Origin of the sequence: Pseudomonas moorei (assembly GCF_008801475.1) — a bacterium.
Classification (GTDB): Bacteria; Pseudomonadota; Gammaproteobacteria; order Pseudomonadales; family Pseudomonadaceae; genus Aquipseudomonas; species Aquipseudomonas moorei.
The window spans coordinates 131580-149564 of sequence record NZ_VZPP01000004.1 but is presented as its reverse complement, the minus strand read 5'-3'; the positions used below and the strand labels follow the sequence as shown (position 1 = coordinate 149564).

Genomic DNA, 17985 nt, shown 5'->3' with positions numbered 1-17985 from the left:
CGGAAACGGCCTCTATTTATATAGAGGCCGTTTTTGTTTGTGCGCTTTCTTTTGCGCGTCTGTACATATCCGTTCGGTCGGTAACGATAACGCGCCCTGTCTAACCGCCCGAGTTATCCGCTAGTTTTTCGCGATCAAGCTCGCCCCTACTGTCCTATCGGGGGATATTCACGGAATCGTGCGATCACCGCCCAATAAAAAATGCCCCGATCTTTCGACCGGGGCATCTTTTACAACTGCGTTACTTATATAAAAGCATCAAGCCTTAGTGCGAAACCGCCCCACTCGCGCCCAGCCCGGTCTGCGAGCGAACAAATTGCGGGAAGAACAGCGCCCGCTCACTATCAGCCGCCGCCGACTTGTCGGTGATCGAGAAGAACCAGATACCGATGAAGGCAATGATCATCGAGAACAGCGCCGGGTACTCATACGGGAAGATAGCCTTCTCGTGATGCAGAATCTGCACCCAGATGGTTGGCCCAAGGATCATCAAGCCCACAGCACTCACCAGACCCAACCAGCCACCGACCATCGCACCCCGAGTGGTCAGCTTCTTCCAGTACATCGAAAGCAGCAGCACCGGGAAGTTACAGCTCGCCGCGATGGAGAATGCCAGGCCTACCATGAACGCGATGTTCTGGCTTTCGAACAAAATGCCCAGGCCGATCGCCAGCACGCCCAAAATGACGGTGGTGATTTTCGAAACCCGGATTTCGTCCTTGTCGTTGGCCTTGCCCTTCTTGATCACACTGGCGTACAGGTCATGAGACACCGCCGAGGCACCGGCCAGGGTCAAACCGGCAACCACTGCCAGAATGGTCGCGAACGCCACTGCCGAGATGAAGCCCAGGAAAATACTGCCACCCACCGCATTGGCCAGGTGCACCGCCGCCATGTTGTTACCACCCAACAGCGCGCCGGCCGCATCTTTAAAGGCCGGATTGGTGCTGACCAGCAGGATCGCGCCGAAGCCGATGATGAAGGTCAGGATGTAGAAGTAGCCAATGAAGCCGGTTGCGTACAGAACACTCTTACGCGCTTCTTTCGCGTCACTCACGGTGAAGAAACGCATCAGGATGTGCGGCAGGCCAGCGGTACCGAACATCAGAGCCAGACCAAGAGAGAATGCCGAAATCGGATCCTTCACCAGACCACCGGGGCTCATGATCGCCTCACCTTTAGGGTGAACCTTGATCGCCTCGGAAAACAGCATGTTGAAGTCGAAGTTGACGTGCTTCATCACCATCAGCGCCATGAACGAAGCACCGGACAGCAGCAACACCGCCTTGATGATTTGCACCCAGGTGGTCGCCAGCATGCCGCCAAACAGCACGTACATGCACATCAGGATGCCTACCAGTATCACTGCAACGTAGTAGTCGAGACCGAACAGCAGCTGGATCAGCTTGCCGGCACCGACCATTTGCGCGATCAGGTAAAACGCCACCACCACCAGCGAACCGCAAGCCGACAGCGTGCGGATCTGGGTTTGCCCCAGGCGATAGGACGCCACATCGGCAAAGGTGTATTTACCCAGGTTGCGCAGACGCTCGGCGATCAGGAACAGAATGATCGGCCAGCCCACCAGAAAACCGATCGAGTAGATCAGGCCATCGTAGCCGGAGGCGAATACCAGGGCGGAAATACCCAGGAAGGACGCTGCAGACATGTAATCACCGGCAATCGCCAGACCATTCTGCAAACCGGTGATATTGCCGCCCGCCGCATAGTAGTCGGCCGCCGACTTGTTACGCTTGGAAGCCCAGTAGGTAATGCACAGCGTCGCGCCGACGAACACCACGAACATCAGAATCGCGGCAACGTTGAGCGGTTGTTTATGCACTTCGCCGGTCAGCGCTTCGGCTGCCCAGGCGCCAGGTGCAAATGCTGCAATGCTCAATAGAGCCATTAGACGCCGGATCATTGCTGAGCCTCCTTGAGAATCGCATTGTTCAGGTCGTCGAATTCGCCATTGGCGCGTCGCACGTAAATACCCGTCAGGACGAAGGCCGAAACAATCAGCCCGACGCCGATCGGTATGCCCCAGGTAATCGAAGATTCCGGGCTTATTTTCGCTCCCAGAATATGCGGCCCGTAAGCAATCAAAAGGATGAAACCGGAGTAAAGCCCTAGCATGATCGCCGAGAGAATCCAGGCGAATCGTTCTCTCTTGCTAACCAGCTCCTTGAATCGCGGGCTGTTTTGAATCGAGAGGTAAATGCTGTCGTTCATTGTTTTTATCCTCGCAGCACAGATTTAGTTGGAACGATATCCACTCTATGCGGCTGCGAGCCAGGTTCCAGACGACCTTAGTCTTAGAGCGGCATGACGTTTTCGCCAAATTCCGGTCGATAAAAAACAGCCGTCACGCGACGTTAATCCATTGGCAATAAAAAGGGCCGCCCGACATGGATATCGGGCAGCCCTGTAAAGCGCGGATCAGACGCTTGCCTTGCTCTTACTTGGTCCAGTCGGCAACACGCTCAGGGTGTTTCGCCACCCAGTCTTTTGCGGCAGCTTCAGGTTTGGCACCATCCTGGATCGCCAGCATGACTTCGCCGATTTCGTCTTTCGAGGCCCATTGGAAGTTCTTAAGGAACTTGGCCACTTCCGGTGCCTTGGTTGCCAGTTCCTTGCTGCCGATGTTGTCCACGGTTTCAGCCGCGCCATAGACGCCTTTCGGGTCTTCCAGGAAACGCAGTTTCCACTTGGCGAACATCCAGTGCGGCACCCAACCGGTGACGGCAATGGATTCGTTTTTCTTCTCGGCCCGGGTCAATTCGGCAATCATGCCGGCGCCGGAACTGGCCTTGAGTTGATAGCCGGTCAGATCGTAGTCCTTGATCGCCTGTTCGGTCTTGAGCATCACGCCTGAACCGGCATCGATACCGACAATACGCCCCTTGAAGCTGTCATCGGTTTTCAGATCCGCCAGGGACTTGGCCTTGACGTACTCCGGCACGATCAGGCCGATCTTCGCATCCTTGAAGTTCGGACCGTAGTCGACGACTTGATCCTTGTTCTTGGCCCAGTATTCGCCATGGGTTACCGGCAGCCAGGCCGACAGCATGGCATCGAGTTTGCCGGTCGCCACGCCCTGCCACATGATCCCGGTCGCAACGGCTTGCAGCTTCACGTCATAACCGAGTTTCTGCTTGATCACTTCTGCCGCTACGTGAGTAGTCGCGACGCTGTCGGACCAGCCGTCAACGTAACCGATGCTCACGGTCTTGCTTTCGGCATTGGCGAATGTGGAGCCAATCGCAAGTACCAGAGCGGCACTCGCGCCTAAAAGTCGTCGCATCTTCATCGTTACTTCCCCGAAAGTGCTGCGCTCGACGGATGCCGAGTCGCGTCAACGTATTGTTATGGTGCACAGCGCCCCCATCACGCCCACCGCAAACCCGTTCGATCATCAGCGCGTTTATCAACGAGGGAACTGACGCCTTCGATAATCAACCTGACGACAATGGCGACCTGCTCTACCAGCGACCTCAAGGCATCGAGAAACGACATCAGAAAGCCATTAATCCACGGCACAGCGAATGCACCGGCCAGTCCGCCCGAACTTTGCATGTCAAAATCATGCGGGTCACCAAGCGCACAGCAAATGCAGGTAACATGCGCGGCTTTGTTCCCAGACGGCCTGATCATGCCTGCGACATCACGCTTTCCTTTTTTTGCTTATCTATTCGCCTGCCTGCTGGGCCTCTTTGCCCTGTGTGGTTTCTGGTACGGCCTCGGCAAACCGGTGATCCTGCCGGACGTCGCCAGCGCGACGCACAAGCTGCAATGCGCCTCCTACACCCCTTTCGACAAGGATCAATCGCCGTTCGATCAACCGTTCAAGTTGCGCCCCGAGCGCATGGACGCTGACCTCGCTCTGCTGGCGACCCGTTTCGAGTGCATCCGTACTTACTCGATGACCGGCCTTGAGGCGCTGCCGGACCTGGCGCGCAAGCATGGGTTGAAGCTGATGATCGGCGCCTGGGTCAACAGCAATCCGGTGGACACCGAAAAAGAAGTCGACCTGCTGATCGCCTCGGCCAACGCCAACGCCGACGTGGTCACGGCGGTGATCGTCGGCAACGAAACCCTGTTGCGCAAGGAAGTCACCGGCGCGCAGCTGGCGAAGCTAATTAATAAAGTCAAAAGCCAGGTGAAACAGCCTGTCACTTATGCCGATGTCTGGGAGTTCTGGCTCAAGCACCCGGAAATCGCGCCTGCCGTGGATTTCCTCACCATCCATCTGCTGCCCTATTGGGAAGACGATCCTTCGAACATCGACGCCGCGCTGCAACACGTGGCCGAAGTGCGCCAGGTGTTCGGCAACAAATTCGCGCCCAAGGACGTGATGATTGGCGAGACAGGCTGGCCAAGCGAGGGCCGCCAGCGCGAAACCGCTTTGCCGAGCCGGGTCAATGAAGCCAAGTTCATTCGTGGTTTCGTGGCCATGGCCGAGCAGCAGGGCTGGCACTACAACCTGATCGAAGCCTTCGACCAACCGTGGAAGCGCGCCAGCGAGGGTGCGGTCGGCGGCTACTGGGGCCTGTTCGATGCCGATCGCCAGGACAAGGGCGTGCTGGCCGGGCCGGTGACGAACGTGCCGTACTGGTCGCAGTGGCTGATGGTGGGTGGCTTGATCTTCCTCGGAACGCTGATCCTTGGCGGTCGCGTGCGCAGCACTCGCGCGGCACTGGTGTTGCCACTGCTGGGAGCGTTGGCCGCCTGCGCGATCGGTGCCTGGGGCGACCTGGCCCGGGTCACCACACGCTTTACCAGTGAATGGCTCTGGGTGGCCTTGCTGACAGCGCTGAACTTGTTGGTGCTGACTCATGCAGCGCTGACGCTGAGCGCACGCACTGGCTGGCGCGAACGGGCATTCAATGCGCTGGAACGTCGGGCTGGAGGGTTGTTGGCAGTGGTCGGGTTTGCGGTCGCGGTCATGATGCTGGAAATGGTGTTCGACCCACGCTATCGCAGCTTCCCGAGCGTCGCATTCATCGTGCCGGCATTGGTTTATCTGTGCCGCCCGGTGAACGTGCCGCGTCGGGAGATTGCCTTGTTGACCTTCATCATCGGCGCCGGCATTGCGCCTCAGCTGTACCGCGAAGGTCTGCAGAACCAGCAGGCCTGGGGCTGGGCGCTGGTGAGCGTGTTGATGGTGACGGCGTTGTGGCGCAGTTTGCGGGTTCGCAAGGGCTGATCTTTAGCGCCTTTATTGGCCTCATCGCGGGCAAGCCACGCTCCCACAGGAATCTTTGTCTTACGCAGACTCCGTATTCACTGAAACCCAGCGTGGAGGCAGGCTTGCCCGCGCTGACGATCTATCAGGCAGTGCGCGACGCACGCACCAACCGCAACCCGGCAATCACCACCGCAAAAACAGCCAGGGTCGTGTTGTACAGCGCCAGCGCCGGAAACCCGAACACCAGCGCCAACACCGCCAACCACCACCCTGCCCGCCCCGGCAGTACGAAGCCGATCACGGCAGCCGCCACCGCACTCCAACCCAATACGTTGAAGTGAATCATCAGGCCCAGATTCGAACGGACCTGACACTCCCAACGACTCGCCTCATCCACGCAAATGCCGACCCATTGCGCATCCTCCATGAAGCCGTACCGCGCGCCATAACTGGCGGCCAGCCATAAAGGCAGCAAAACGAGCAGCAAAACCACAGACAGACGACGGGACATGAAGCACTCCAATAAGCGAAAAACGGCGGCCAGCTTAATCGCCCGCCAGCCTTACGCAAGCGCTAACAACAGTTAACTGGCCATTCAAACGCTGCAAAGTGTATCGTCAAGCTACTATTACTTCGAAATTAGGCCTGTTTGGTGCCGATGCGTGGCACTTTGGCGCAAATTCAATGGTCATAGCCTGCGAACTTCATTCGACACCTTTTTTAAGGGATCTAGTCATGCTCCGTTCCTTGCGCTTCGCTGCCCTGTTTGGCGGCCTGATATTAAGTGCGTCCGCAATGGCGGTCGATATCGACGCCGCCAGTTATGGCTACCCCTTGACCAACCCGTTCGAGGCGACCATCGCCACGACGCCACCAAACTTGCGTCCGGAGCTTCCGCTGGACGACGACATCCATCAGTCGGATCGCAGCATGACCTTGCGCCCGGAGCGGGCATTCAACTTGCCGGACAACTTCTGGGCGGTAAAGAAACTCACCTACCGCATTGCCACCCAGGATAAAGCCGCTCCATTGATCTTCCTGATCGCCGGCACTGGCGCGCGCTATGACAGCAGCATTAACGAATACCTGAAAAAGCTCTACTACAAGGCCGGCTATCATGTGGTGCAACTGTCGTCGCCCACCAGCTTCGACTTCATGAGCGCCGCTTCACGCTTCGCCACCCCGGGCATTACCAAGGAAGACGCCGAGGACATGTACCGGGTGATGCAGGCCGTGCGCGCGCAAAACCCGAACGTGCCCGTTACCGAGTACTACCTGACCGGTTATAGCCTGGGCGCCCTGGATGCCGCCTTCGTCGCGCACCTGGACGAAACCCGCCGCAGCTTCAACTTCAAGAAAGTCCTGCTGCTCAACCCGCCGGTCAACCTCTATACCTCGATCACCAACCTCGACAAGCTGGTGCAGACCGAGGTCAAGGGCATCAACAACACCACCACCTTCTATGAACTGGTGCTGAACAAACTGACCCGCTACTTCCAGCAGAAAGGCTACATCGATCTCAACGATGCACTGCTCTACGACCTCCAGCAGTCCAAGCAGCACCTGACCAATGAACAGATGGCCATGCTGATCGGCACCTCGTTTCGCTTCTCGGCGGCCGACATCGCTTTCACATCCGACCTGATCAACCGTCGGGGCCTGATTACCCCACCGAAGTACCCGATCACCGAGGGCACCAGCCTGACGCCTTTCCTCAAACGCGCGTTGCAATGTGACTTCGACTGCTACATCACCGAGCAGGTGATTCCGATGTGGCGCGCCCGCACCGATGGCGGCAGCTTGCTGCAACTGATCGACCAGGTAAGCCTGTATGCGCTGAAGGACTATCTGCACGACAGCCCGAAAATTGCCGTCATGCATAACGCCGACGACGTGATCCTCGGCCCTGGCGACCTCGGCTTCCTGCGCAAGACCTTTGGCGATCGCCTGACCCTTTATCCGCTGGGCGGCCATTGCGGCAACCTTAACTACCGCGTCAACAGCGACGCCATGCTGGAGTTTTTCCGTGGCTAAATACCTCCTGCTTATCGCCGCGTTACTCTGTGCAGGCGCGGCCAACGCCGACAACAGCAAAGCCAACGCCCCGGTTGTGGTCGACAGCGACGGTTTCAAGGAACCCCTGAGCAAACTCAAGATCAATCCGGGGCTGGATCAGCGTGAATTCGAACGCTCTACGCTCAGTGCATTGAACGTCTACGATCCGCTGGAACAGTGGAACCGCCGCGTGTACCACTTCAATTACCGGTTCGATCAGTGGGTATTCCTGCCCGTGGTCAACGGCTATCGCTACGTCACGCCAGGCTTCTTGCGCACGGGGGTCAGCAACTTCTTCAACAACCTCGGCGACGTACCGAACCTGTTGAACAGCCTGTTGCAGTTCAAGGGCCACCGTTCAATGGAAATTACCGGGCGCCTCCTGCTCAACACCACTATCGGCATCGCCGGACTTTGGGACCCGGCCACCGCCATGGGCCTGCCCCGCCAGGACGAAGACTTCGGCCAGACCCTGGGTTTTTATGGAGTGCCGGGCGGCCCCTACTTTGTCTTGCCGATCCTCGGCCCCTCGAACATCCGCGACACCGGCGGGCTGGTGGTGGACTTCAGTGCGGAGTCGGCGATCAACTACCTGAACGTCTCTGAAGTCAGCTCCAACCATCCGGAAATCTGGGTCCTGCGCGGCATCGACAAGCGCTACCAGACCAACTTCCGCTATGGCCAACTGAACTCGCCGTTCGAATACGAGAAGGTACGTTACGTGTACACCGAGTCACGCAAATTGCGGATTGCCGAGTAACTCCAGCGGGTACAAAAAAGGCCATTCGACTCACATCGAATGGCCTTTCAATATTCGTGTCACACCACAATTCACTGTGGGAACGACCCACAGGTTCAGGTTTTCACCCTTTTCCAGGCTTTGCTGACAGCCATCACCCCCACCAACACCACCGCCCCCGCCACAATCCCCGCCGCAGCATTGAGCAACGTCGGCACAATAAACCCGGCACCGCCCGCCCCCGCGCCAATCGCTTCGATCCAGTGATGCAGCACCGGCACGCCATGGGTCAGGATGCCGCCACCGACCAGAAACATCGCCGCCGTACCGATCACCGATAGACTCTTCATCATGTACGGCGCCGCGCGCAGAATCCCGCGGCCGATGCGCTGGGCCATCCGTCCGGGCTTTTGCGTCAGCCACAAGCCCAGATCATCAAGCTTGACGATGCCCGCCACGAGCCCGTAGACACCAATGGTCATGACGATGGCAATGCCCGAAAGCACGATGACTTGCTGGGTCAGCGATGCACCGGCCACGGTGCCGAGGGTAATGGCAATGATTTCTGCGGAGAGGATGAAGTCGGTACGGATGGCGCCCTTGATCTTGTCCTTTTCGAATGCCACCAGATCGACCGCCGGATCGGCAACCGCCTCGACCAGTCCGGCATGTTCGGCCTGATCTTCGGACTTGCTGTGAAGGAATTTATGGGCGAGTTTCTCGAAGCCTTCAAAGCACAGGTACGCGCCGCCGACCATCAACAACGGCGTGACCAGCCACGGGATGAACGCACTGATGGCCAGCGCCGATGGCACCAGGATCAGCTTGTTGACAAACGAGCCCTTGGCAACCGCCCATACCACCGGAATTTCCCGCTCGGCACGCACACCGCTGACCTGCTGGGCATTGAGCGCCAGATCGTCACCGAGCACGCCGGCGGTCTTCTTGGCGGCCATTTTGGTCATCAACGCAACGTCGTCGAGTACGGCGGCGATGTCGTCGATCAGCACCAGCAAACTGCTTCCTGCCATGAATCAGGCTTCCTTCTTGTAGGGGTGGCGTGCAGCATAACGCGGCCGAGCGCCGCACGGCGCATTCTTGAGCGCCGCCAAAGGCCGGTGCTACCATGCGCAACCGCCAGTACAGGCAAGGAACCACCTGGTTTATGAGCACTATCCGCGAGCGCAACAAACAACTGATCCTGCGTGCCGCCAGTGAAGAATTTGCCGACAAAGGCTTCGCTGCGACCAAAACCAGCGACATCGCAGCCAAGGCGGGATTGCCCAAGCCCAACGTCTACTACTACTTCAAATCCAAGGAAAACCTCTACCGCGAGGTTCTTGAAAGCATCATCGAGCCGATCCTGCAGGCCTCGACCCCTTTCAACCCCGAGGGTGTACCCAGCGAAGTATTGAGTGGCTACATCCGCTCGAAGATCCGCATCTCCCGCGACCTGCCGTTTGCCTCCAAGGTGTTCGCCAGCGAAATCATGCACGGCGCCCCGCACCTGAGCACCGACCTGGTCGAGCAACTCAACAGCCAGGCCAAACACAACATCGACTGCATCCAGACCTGGATCGACCGCGGCCAGATCGCCCCGATCGACCCCAACCACCTGATGTTCAGCATCTGGGCCGCGACCCAGACCTACGCCGACTTCGACTGGCAAATCACCGCCATCACCGGCAAGGCCAAGCTGGATGAAGAGGATTATGAAGCGGCGGCGCAGACGATCATCCGGTTGGTGCTCAAGGGGTGTGAGCCGGACTGAGGGATTGTGGTGCTGCCACCGCCGGCAAGCCTGCTCCGACGGGATTCTGTGTTGAATTCAAACTCTGTGAACGACACAAATACTTGTGGGAGCTGGCTTGCCAGCGATGAAGGCAACTCGGTGCTGGCTCAAACCCAGATGGCATCCCATAGCGGATAGTCGCCAAGCTTCTCGACCAACCCTGCTCGCAACGGGTTAGCCACCACATACCTTGCCATTTTCACCAAGTCTTCATCCCGCCGCAGCGCTCGGTTATGAAACCCTTGCTGCCAAAGCACCCCGCTCCTGCCACTGTATGAGTTCACCTCTCGAGGGATCAGAGACTTCGTCTCACGCATCAGTCTGCGCAGGGAACAGTTTTCCAATTCGACCAGCCAATGGAAATGGTCGGGCATGACTACCCAAGCCAGAGAGTTCGCCAACCCAATATTTTTTGCTCGGCGAAATTGATGAACAACCAATCTGCCCAGAGCAAAGTCGGCAAAGATCGGCTCACGATGAAGTGTGTTGGTTGTCAGTAGATAGATTCGATTTGGCTCGTCATAGCGGCCAGCTCGCAGACGACTTGAAGCGGGAAGACCAGGCAATCCATTGCCCCTTGATGATGAGTTCATCAGAAGGCTAGACCGCAGTTATGCCATTGGCAGGTACCGCTATTTAATCTTGATGTATCTGGAGGCCACCATCGCTGGCAAGCCAGCTCCCACAAGGTTTTGTGTCGTTCGCGGAATTTCGACTCTACGCACGATCCTGTGGGAGCTGGCTTGCCAGCGATGACTTTCGATCAAACGCTGAAGATCAAGCCACTACCCCCGCATCCGCCCTCAACCCCAACGCCTCAATCGCCGTGATCGCACACTGCTCATCGACATCCGACAGATCGCCGCTGATCCCTACTGCGCCCAGCACTTTCCCCTCCTGATCCCGAACCAGCACACCACCCGGTGCCGGCACGACGCTGCCCTGGCCCAGGCTGTTCAACGCAGCGATAAACGCCGGGCGTTGTTGTGCATCCAGCGCCAGCAGGCGCGAGCCTTTGCCCAGCGCGATGGCGCCCCAGGCTTTGCCGATGGCAACGTACGGGCGCAGCAGGCTCGCGCCATCTTCGCGCTGCAGGGCAATCAGATGCCCACCGGCATCCAGTACCGCAATGGTCAACGGTGCCGCGCTGATTGCACGCCCCGCGGTGATGGCCTCGTTGACCAGGTTGACTGCGACTTTCAAGGTTAAAGCGCTCATGGTGCCGTCCTCATTTTGTTTTTCGGAAAGCCGTTGGGCTGCTTCGATGTGCCGCAGCCCGATGCAACAAATAGAACACAATGAATTATTTTTTTGTATACAATAATTATCGAAAAGCGCCACATGCGACGAAAAGCCACACTGATTCGGGCTTCCGACGAATGAAACAACCGCTTGAGAAAATGGATTGACCTGCGCCGTCCGCCGTGAATACACTCTGCGCAAAGCCACTTGTATACAATTACAAAACGTAAAGAGGCACAAAACCATGAGCAAAATGAGAGCAATCGAAGCCGCCGTTCTGGTGATGCGCCGTGAAGGGGTTGATACCGCTTTTGGCATCCCCGGTGCCGCCATCAACCCGCTGTACTCCGCCCTGCAAAAGGTCGGCGGCATCGATCACGTCCTCGCCCGCCACGTTGAAGGCGCGTCGCACATGGCCGAGGGCTACACCCGCACCAAGGCCGGCAACATCGGCGTGTGCATCGGCACCTCCGGCCCTGCCGGTACTGACATGGTCACCGGGCTCTACAGCGCCTCGGCCGACTCGATTCCAATCCTGTGCATCACCGGGCAAGCACCCCGCGCCCGTATGCACAAGGAAGACTTCCAGGCTGTCGACATCACCAGCATCGTCAAGCCAGTCACCAAGTGGGCAACCACGGTCCTGGAGCCGGGCCAAGTGCCTTACGCGTTCCAGAAAGCGTTCTACGAAATGCGTTCCGGCCGTCCTGGCCCGGTGCTGATCGACCTGCCATTCGACGTACAGATGGCCGAAATCGAATTCGACATCGACGCTTACCAGCCGCTGCCGCTGGCCAAGCCGACGGCTACCCGCGTTCAGGTCGAGAAGGCACTGGCCCTGCTCGATCAGGCCGAGCGCCCATTGCTGGTGGCCGGTGGCGGCATCATCAACGCCGACGCCAGCGAGCTGCTGGTTGAATTCGCTGAACTGACCGGCATCCCGGTCATCCCGACCCTGATGGGCTGGGGCACCATCCCGGACGATCACCCGCTGATGGTCGGCATGGTCGGTCTGCAGACGTCGCATCGCTACGGCAACGCCACGATGTTGAAATCCGACGTGGTACTGGGTATCGGTAACCGCTGGGCCAACCGTCACACCGGTTCGGTGGATGTCTACACCGAAGGCCGCAAGTTCATCCACGTCGATATCGAAGGCACACAGATCGGCCGCGTGTTCACCCCGGACCTAGGCATCGTTTCCGACGCCGCCGCCGCGCTGACCGTGTTCATCGAAGTCGCTCGCGAATGGCAAGCCGCCGGCAAGCTGAAAAACCGCAGCGCCTGGTTGCAGGATTGCCAGCAGCGCAAGGCCAGCCTGCAGCGCAAGACTCACTTCGACAACGTGCCGGTCAAGCCGCAGCGTGTGTATGAAGAAATGAACCAGGTGTTCGGCAAAGACACTTGCTACGTCAGCACCATCGGTCTGTCGCAGATTGCCGGCGCGCAGTTCCTGCACGTCTACAAGCCGCGTCACTGGATCAACTGCGGTCAGGCAGGCCCGTTGGGCTGGACCATTCCGGCGGCGCTGGGTGTGGTCAAGGCTGACCCGGACCGCAAGGTTGTCGCACTGTCGGGCGACTATGACTTCCAGTTCATGATCGAAGAACTGGCGGTGGGCGCGCAGTTCAAGCTGCCGTACATCCACGTCGTGGTGAACAACTCGTACCTGGGGTTGATCCGTCAGGCACAGCGCGGTTTCGACATGGACTACTGCGTGCAGTTGTCCTTCGATAACCTCAACGCACCGGAACTCAACGGCTACGGTGTCGACCACGTCGCGGTTGCCGAAGGCCTTGGCTGCAAGGCGCTGCGCGTATTCGAACCGGCTCAGATCCAGCCTGCCCTGCGCAAGGCCCAGGAGCTGATCGAAGAGTTCAAGGTGCCGGTGATCGTTGAAATCATCCTGGAGCGCGTGACCAACATTTCCATGGGCACCGAGATCAACGCCGTCAACGAATTCGAAGACCTGGCGCTGGTTGGCAACGACGCACCGACAGCGATTTCGTTGCTTGATTGATTCCTCCGTGTGAGCGCGCCTGTGTGGCGAGGGAGCTTGCTCCCTCGCCACAGACTCGCTCCCATAAGGGACCTGACAAATTTACAGGAGACCACCATGCCGCGTTTCGCAGCCAACCTGTCCATGCTGTTCACCGAACAGGACTTTCTCGCCCGTTTCGACGCGGCCGCCAAGGCCGGCTTCACGGGTGTCGAATACCTGTTCCCGTACGACTTCAGCTCTGCCGAAATCAAGGCCAGGCTCGACGCAAACGGTCTGACCCAAGTGCTGTTCAACCTGCCGGCCGGTGACTGGGCCAAGGGCGAACGCGGCATTGCCTGCCTGCCGGACCGTGTCGAAGAATTCCGCGCCGGCGTCGATCTGGCCATCGCTTACGCACAGGTGCTGGGCAACACCCAGGTCAACTGTCTGGCCGGGATTCGTCCACAAGGCTTCGACGACGCCACCGTGGAAAAAACCTTCGTCGCCAACCTCAAGTACGCGGCCGACAAGCTGCAGGCGGCGGGCATCAAGCTGGTGATGGAAGCGATCAACACCCGCGACATCCCGGGCTTCTACCTGAACAACACGGCGCAAGCCCTGTCGATTCGCGAGCAGGTCGGCAGCGCCAACCTGTTCCTGCAATACGACATCTATCACATGCAAATCATGGAGGGCGACCTGGCCCGCACCCTGCAATCGCACCTGGGCGAGATCAACCACGTACAGCTCGCGGACAACCCGGGGCGCAATGAACCAGGCACCGGTGAAATCAACTACCGCTTCCTGTTCGAACACCTGGACCGCATCGGTTACCAGGGTTGGGTCGGCTGCGAATACAAGCCGTTGACCACCACTGAAGCAGGCCTGGGCTGGCTGAAAACCCATAACGCGATCTGAACGAACGACACAAAACCCTGTGGGAGCGGGCTTGCCCGCGATGGCGGCAGCACACAAGACAAATAGGTTGCCTGACCCAACGCCATCGCTGGCGAGGCAGCTCCCACAATGAATCCGCTGCGTCCAAGACTGCATTGCAGCATCGAAATACAACGAGGATTTTCTCATGGCTAAAATCGGATTTATCGGCACCGGCATCATGGGCCACCCAATGGCGTTGAACCTGCAGAAAGCCGGTCACAGCCTGTTCCTGTCCGCGCACCACGACGCCGCGCCTGCCGACCTGGTCGCCGCTGGCGCCGTTGCCCTGGCGAACCCGAAAGAAGTGGCCCAGGAAGCCGAATTCATCATCGTCATGGTGCCGGATACCCCGCAGGTCGATGACGTGCTGTTCCGCGCCGATGGCGTTGCCGCTGGCGTTGGCAAAGGCAAGATCGTGATCGACATGAGCTCGATCTCGCCAACCGCCACCAAGGCGTTCGCTGCCAAGATCAACGAGAAAGGCGCCCAGTACCTCGACGCGCCTGTGTCCGGCGGTGAAGTCGGCGCCAAAGCTGCGACCCTGAGCATCATGGTCGGTGGCGACGCCGATGCCTTCGAACGCGCTTTGCCGCTGTTCCAGGCCATGGGCAAAAACATCACTCTGGTCGGTGGCAATGGCGACGGTCAGACCGCGAAAGTGGCGAACCAGATCATCGTGGCCCTGAACATCCAGGCCGTGGCCGAAGCCCTGCTGTTCGCCTCGAAAAACGGTGCCGATCCAGCCAAGGTGCGTGAAGCGCTGATGGGCGGTTTCGCTTCGTCGAAAATCCTGGAAGTGCACGGTGAGCGCATGATCAAGGGCACCTTCGATCCGGGCTTCCGCATCAGCCTGCATCAGAAGGACCTGAACCTGGCCCTGCAAGGCGCCAAGGAGCTGAACATCAACCTGCCGAACACCGCCAACACCCAGCAAGTGTTCAGCACCTGCGCGGCCATCGGTGGCAGCAACTGGGATCACTCGGCACTGATCAAAGGCCTGGAGCACATGGCGAATTTCTCGATTCGCGATAAGTAACATTCGCCGCAATACCTGTGGGAGCGGGCTTGCCCGCGGTGACATCGCCTCGGTCTGCCTGTAAGACCGCGGCGCCTGCATCGCGGGCAAGCCAGCTCCCACAGGGACCGAGCCGAAACACCTGTTTTCGCCCTACTCCAATAACAAGAATTCCGGGAGCCCGCCATGTCGGTCGATCCGCAACAATTCCTCCGCGAGCTGTTCGCCACAGCCATCGACGCCGCCCATCCGCAGCAAGTCCTCGAAGCCCATTTGCCCAAGGATCGCAGCGGTCGGGTAATCGTCATCGGTGCCGGTAAAGCCGCCGCGGCCATGGCCCAGGTGGTCGAACGCTGCTGGCAGGGTGAAGTGTCCGGCCTGGTCGTGACGCGTTATGGCCATGGCGCGCCCTGTGAAAAAATCGAAGTGGTCGAAGCCGCGCACCCGGTACCGGATGCAGCCGGCCAGGCCGTGGCCAAACGGGTATTTGAACTGGTCAGCAACCTGACCGAAGCCGACCGCGTGATCTTCCTGCTCTCGGGCGGGGGTTCGGCATTGCTCGCCCTGCCCGCCGCCGGCATTACCCTGGCCGACAAGCAGTCGATCAACAAAGCCCTGCTCAAATCCGGCGCGACCATCGGCGAGATGAACTGCGTGCGCAAGCACCTCTCGGCGATCAAGGGCGGTCGTCTGGGCAAGGCCTGCTGGCCCGCCACTGTTTATACCTATGCGATTTCCGATGTACCGGGCGACCTCGCCACGGTCATCGCCTCCGGCCCCACCGTGGCCGACCCCAGTACTTCGGCCGAGGCGCTGGCGATTCTCAAGCGCTACGACATCGAAGTTCCGCCGTCCGTGCGCACCTGGCTGCAAAGCCCGGAATCGGAGACGGTCAAGCCCGGCGACCCAAGCCTGGCCCGCAGTCATTTCCAATTGATCGCCCGCCCGCAGCAATCGCTGGAAGCTGCCGCCGTGAAATGCCGCCAGGCCGGCTTCAGCCCGCTGATTCTCGGCGACCTGGAAGGCGAATCCCGCGAGGTGGCCAAAGTCCACGCCGGCATCGCCCGCCAAGTGGTCCTGCATGGGCAGCCAGTGCCGGCGCCGTGCGTGATCCTTTCGGGTGGCGAAACCACCGTGACCGTACGCGGCAATGGCCGGGGCGGACGCAACGCTGAATTCCTGCTCAGCCTGACTGACAGCCTCAAGGGCCTGCCCGGTGTCTACGCGCTGGCCGGTGACACCGATGGCATCGACGGCTCCGAAGACAACGCCGGCGCGATCATGACCCCGGACAGTTACGAGCGTGCCGCCGCCCTCGGCTTGAGCGCCAGCGACGAGCTGGACAACAACAATGGTTACGGTTACTTCGAGGCGCTGGACGCACTGATCGTCACCGAGCCGACCCGCACCAACGTCAATGACTTCCGCGCCATTCTGATTCTCGAGAGCCCAAAACCATGACGCCTGATAAAAAGGTCAAAATCCTCGCCACCCTCGGCCCTGCCACCGACGGAATCGACGACATCCGCGAGCTGGTGCAGGCCGGGGTCAATATCTTCCGCCTGAACTTCAGCCACGGCGACCACGCCGACCACGCCCAGCGCTATCAGTGGATCCGTGAAGTCGAGCGTCAGCTGAATTATCCGCTTGGCATCCTGATGGACCTGCAAGGCCCGAAACTGCGGGTCGGCAAGTTCGCCGAAGGCAAGGTGCAACTGGTCCGCGGTCAGGCCCTGCGCCTGGACCTCGACACCACGCCGGGCGATGAGCGCCGGGTCAACCTGCCGCATCCGGAAATCATCGCCGCGCTGGAGCCGGGCATGGACCTGCTACTGGACGATGGCAAGCTGCGCCTGCGGGTGGTCACCAAGTACGCCGACGCCATCGACACCACCGTGCTCAATGGCGGCGAACTGTCGGATCGCAAAGGGGTGAACGTGCCGCAAGCGGTGCTCGATCTCAGCCCGTTGACCGCCAAGGATCGCCGCGACTTGAGCTTCGGTCTCGAACTCGGTGTGGACTGGGTGGCACTGTCGTTCGTGCAGCGTCCGGACGACATCCGCGAAGCCCGCGCCCTGATCGGCGACAGAGCGTTCTTGATGGCCAAGATCGAGAAACCATCGGCGGTCACCCAACTGCGGGAAATCGCCGAGTTGAGCGACGCGATCATGGTTGCCCGGGGTGACCTCGGCGTGGAGGTGCCGGCCGAAAGCGTGCCGCAGATCCAGAAAAACATCATCAGCACCTGTCGCCAACTGGGTAAACCGGTGGTGGTGGCCACCCAGATGCTCGAATCGATGCGCTTCTCGCCGGCCCCGACCCGCGCTGAAGTCACCGATGTGGCCAACGCCGTGGCCGAAGGTGCCGATGCGGTGATGCTGTCGGCGGAAACCGCCTCCGGCGAATACCCGCTCGAAGCCGTGCAGATGATGAGCAAGATCATCCGTCAGGTGGAAAACGGTCCGGACTACCAGACCCAACTGGACGTCAGCCGGCCGAAAGCCGAAGCGACCGTTTCCGACGCGATCAGCTGCGCGATCCGTCGCATCAGCAATGTGCTGCCGGTGGCCGTACTGGTGAATTACAGCGAGTCCGGCGCGTCGACCCTGCGAGCGGCACGGGAGCGGCCGACGGTGCCGATCCTCAACCTGACGCCGAACCTGCAAACCGCCCGTCGCCTGAGCGTGGCGTGGGGCGTGCACTCGGTGGTCAACGATCGCCTGCGCCAGGTCGATGAAGTCTGCTCGACAGCACTGGAAATCGCCCAGGCCCAAGGCATGGCCCAGCGCGGCGACACGTTATTGATCACGGCAGGTGTGCCGTTTGGGCAGCCGGGATCGACTAACTCTTTGCGCATCGAGACGTTGATCTAGAGCGCCCATACCGGCCTCATCGCCAGCAGGCTGGCTCCCACATGGTTTTTGTGTCGATCACGAAATCAATACTGAACAGAGATTCAGTGTGGGAGCCAGCCTGCTGGCGATCAGCCGGGGTCGCGCTCGACCGACTCGCTCCCTTTGACTTTCAGAACTGC

The 17985-nt window shown here is 59.6% G+C and carries 17 protein-coding genes; 9 read left to right on the top strand and 8 right to left on the bottom strand.

Going from position 1 to position 17985, the window contains the following annotated elements; genetic code table 11:
* Positions 1-265: 265 nt before the first annotated feature.
* The 4 genes from F7R06_RS08470 to F7R06_RS08455 all read right to left on the bottom strand — a co-directional run bounded on the left by F7R06_RS08470 (position 266) and on the right by F7R06_RS08455 (position 3576).
* Positions 266-1924, bottom strand: coding sequence for a cation acetate symporter (locus tag F7R06_RS08470; RefSeq protein ID WP_090324186.1), 1659 nt, complete (start codon positions 1922-1924; stop codon positions 266-268).
* A complete protein-coding gene (locus tag F7R06_RS08465; RefSeq protein ID WP_007939152.1) occupies positions 1921-2232 on the bottom strand; it encodes a DUF485 domain-containing protein in 312 nt (103 codons plus the stop codon). Before F7R06_RS08465 ends, F7R06_RS08470 begins: the two co-directional genes overlap by 4 nt.
* 226 nt (positions 2233-2458) lie before the next feature.
* Complete coding sequence (locus tag F7R06_RS08460) at positions 2459-3310, bottom strand: glycine betaine ABC transporter substrate-binding protein (RefSeq protein ID WP_090324188.1); 852 nt, start codon at positions 3308-3310, stop codon at positions 2459-2461.
* A gap of 77 nt (positions 3311-3387) precedes the next feature.
* Complete coding sequence (locus tag F7R06_RS08455) at positions 3388-3576, bottom strand: hypothetical protein (RefSeq protein WP_245706717.1); 189 nt, start codon at positions 3574-3576, stop codon at positions 3388-3390.
* 34 nt (positions 3577-3610) lie between these two features.
* Here F7R06_RS08455 and F7R06_RS08450 point away from each other — a divergent pair, with 34 nt between their 5' ends.
* Entirely contained in the window at positions 3611-5206 is a 1596-nt protein-coding gene (locus tag F7R06_RS08450) for a glycoside hydrolase family 17 protein (RefSeq protein ID WP_090327493.1), read from the top strand.
* A gap of 124 nt (positions 5207-5330) precedes the next feature.
* Here the strand turns inward: F7R06_RS08450 and F7R06_RS08445 are convergent, their stop codons facing one another.
* Positions 5331-5699: a hypothetical protein gene (locus F7R06_RS08445; protein WP_090324191.1), complete on the bottom strand. Its 369-nt coding sequence runs from the start codon at positions 5697-5699 to the stop codon at positions 5331-5333.
* A 224-nt stretch (positions 5700-5923) separates the two neighbouring features.
* Here F7R06_RS08445 and F7R06_RS08440 point away from each other — a divergent pair, with 224 nt between their 5' ends.
* Positions 5924-7222, top strand: a complete 1299-nt coding sequence (locus F7R06_RS08440; protein WP_090324193.1) for a serine/threonine protein kinase — start codon at positions 5924-5926, stop codon at positions 7220-7222.
* Positions 7215-8003: an MlaA family lipoprotein gene (locus F7R06_RS08435; protein WP_090324194.1), complete on the top strand. Its 789-nt coding sequence runs from the start codon at positions 7215-7217 to the stop codon at positions 8001-8003. The genes F7R06_RS08440 and F7R06_RS08435 overlap by 8 nt, the downstream gene beginning before the upstream one ends.
* Positions 8004-8098: 95 nt before the next feature.
* Here the strand turns inward: F7R06_RS08435 and F7R06_RS08430 are convergent, their stop codons facing one another.
* Positions 8099-9013 (bottom strand): DUF808 domain-containing protein, encoded by a 915-nt coding sequence (locus tag F7R06_RS08430; RefSeq protein ID WP_090324196.1) that lies wholly within the window; start codon positions 9011-9013, stop codon positions 8099-8101.
* A 134-nt stretch (positions 9014-9147) separates the two neighbouring features.
* On the opposite strand from F7R06_RS08430, the gene F7R06_RS08425 reads away from it, so the two are divergent.
* On the top strand, positions 9148-9753 hold the full coding sequence (locus F7R06_RS08425; RefSeq protein ID WP_090324198.1) for a TetR/AcrR family transcriptional regulator: 606 nt from the start codon (positions 9148-9150) through the stop codon (positions 9751-9753).
* A gap of 128 nt (positions 9754-9881) precedes the next feature.
* On the opposite strand, the gene F7R06_RS08420 is transcribed toward F7R06_RS08425, so the two are convergent.
* Positions 9882-10340 (bottom strand): REP-associated tyrosine transposase, encoded by a 459-nt coding sequence (locus tag F7R06_RS08420; protein WP_090324199.1) that lies wholly within the window; start codon positions 10338-10340, stop codon positions 9882-9884.
* Positions 10341-10551: 211 nt separating this feature from the next.
* On the bottom strand, positions 10552-10992 hold the full coding sequence (locus F7R06_RS08415; RefSeq protein ID WP_090324201.1) for a GlcG/HbpS family heme-binding protein: 441 nt from the start codon (positions 10990-10992) through the stop codon (positions 10552-10554).
* 268 nt (positions 10993-11260) lie between these two features.
* Here F7R06_RS08415 and gcl point away from each other — a divergent pair, with 268 nt between their 5' ends.
* The 5 genes from gcl (at position 11261) to pyk (ending at position 17824) form a co-directional block, all read left to right on the top strand.
* Positions 11261-13036, top strand: a complete 1776-nt coding sequence (gene gcl / locus F7R06_RS08410) for a glyoxylate carboligase (protein WP_090324203.1) — start codon at positions 11261-11263, stop codon at positions 13034-13036.
* 96 nt (positions 13037-13132) lie between these two features.
* On the top strand, positions 13133-13915 hold the full coding sequence (gene hyi / locus F7R06_RS08405; protein ID WP_090324205.1) for a hydroxypyruvate isomerase: 783 nt from the start codon (positions 13133-13135) through the stop codon (positions 13913-13915).
* A gap of 166 nt (positions 13916-14081) precedes the next feature.
* Positions 14082-14972 carry a 2-hydroxy-3-oxopropionate reductase gene (locus F7R06_RS08400; protein WP_090324206.1) on the top strand — a complete coding sequence of 297 codons (891 nt, stop codon included), beginning with the start codon at positions 14082-14084 and terminating at the stop codon, positions 14970-14972.
* A 165-nt stretch (positions 14973-15137) separates the two neighbouring features.
* Positions 15138-16412 (top strand): glycerate kinase type-2 family protein, encoded by a 1275-nt coding sequence (locus F7R06_RS08395; protein WP_090324209.1) that lies wholly within the window; start codon positions 15138-15140, stop codon positions 16410-16412.
* Positions 16409-17824, top strand: coding sequence for a pyruvate kinase (gene pyk / locus F7R06_RS08390; protein WP_090324211.1), 1416 nt, complete (start codon positions 16409-16411; stop codon positions 17822-17824). Before F7R06_RS08395 ends, pyk begins: the two co-directional genes overlap by 4 nt.
* The last annotated feature ends 161 nt before the right edge of the window (positions 17825-17985 follow it).

What these genes read in the sequence shown, in the direction of transcription:
- hyi (WP_090324205.1), top strand. Translation starts at nt 13,133, where the DNA reads ATGCCGCGTTTCGCAGCCAACCTGTCCATGCTGTTCACCGAACAGGAC.
- F7R06_RS08455 (WP_245706717.1), bottom strand. Translation starts at nt 3,576, where the DNA reads ATGCAAAGTTCGGGCGGACTGGCCGGTGCATTCGCTGTGCCGTGGATT.
- F7R06_RS08450 (WP_090327493.1), top strand. Translation starts at nt 3,611, where the DNA reads ATGCAGGTAACATGCGCGGCTTTGTTCCCAGACGGCCTGATCATGCCT.
- F7R06_RS08460 (WP_090324188.1), bottom strand. Translation starts at nt 3,310, where the DNA reads ATGAAGATGCGACGACTTTTAGGCGCGAGTGCCGCTCTGGTACTTGCG.
- F7R06_RS08430 (WP_090324196.1), bottom strand. Translation starts at nt 9,013, where the DNA reads ATGGCAGGAAGCAGTTTGCTGGTGCTGATCGACGACATCGCCGCCGTA.
- F7R06_RS08470 (WP_090324186.1), bottom strand. Translation starts at nt 1,924, where the DNA reads ATGATCCGGCGTCTAATGGCTCTATTGAGCATTGCAGCATTTGCACCT.
- F7R06_RS08415 (WP_090324201.1), bottom strand. Translation starts at nt 10,992, where the DNA reads ATGAGCGCTTTAACCTTGAAAGTCGCAGTCAACCTGGTCAACGAGGCC.
- gcl (WP_090324203.1), top strand. Translation starts at nt 11,261, where the DNA reads ATGAGCAAAATGAGAGCAATCGAAGCCGCCGTTCTGGTGATGCGCCGT.
- F7R06_RS08400 (WP_090324206.1), top strand. Translation starts at nt 14,082, where the DNA reads ATGGCTAAAATCGGATTTATCGGCACCGGCATCATGGGCCACCCAATG.
- pyk (WP_090324211.1), top strand. Translation starts at nt 16,409, where the DNA reads ATGACGCCTGATAAAAAGGTCAAAATCCTCGCCACCCTCGGCCCTGCC.
- F7R06_RS08445 (WP_090324191.1), bottom strand. Translation starts at nt 5,699, where the DNA reads ATGTCCCGTCGTCTGTCTGTGGTTTTGCTGCTCGTTTTGCTGCCTTTA.
- F7R06_RS08465 (WP_007939152.1), bottom strand. Translation starts at nt 2,232, where the DNA reads ATGAACGACAGCATTTACCTCTCGATTCAAAACAGCCCGCGATTCAAG.
- F7R06_RS08425 (WP_090324198.1), top strand. Translation starts at nt 9,148, where the DNA reads ATGAGCACTATCCGCGAGCGCAACAAACAACTGATCCTGCGTGCCGCC.
- F7R06_RS08440 (WP_090324193.1), top strand. Translation starts at nt 5,924, where the DNA reads ATGCTCCGTTCCTTGCGCTTCGCTGCCCTGTTTGGCGGCCTGATATTA.
- F7R06_RS08395 (WP_090324209.1), top strand. Translation starts at nt 15,138, where the DNA reads ATGTCGGTCGATCCGCAACAATTCCTCCGCGAGCTGTTCGCCACAGCC.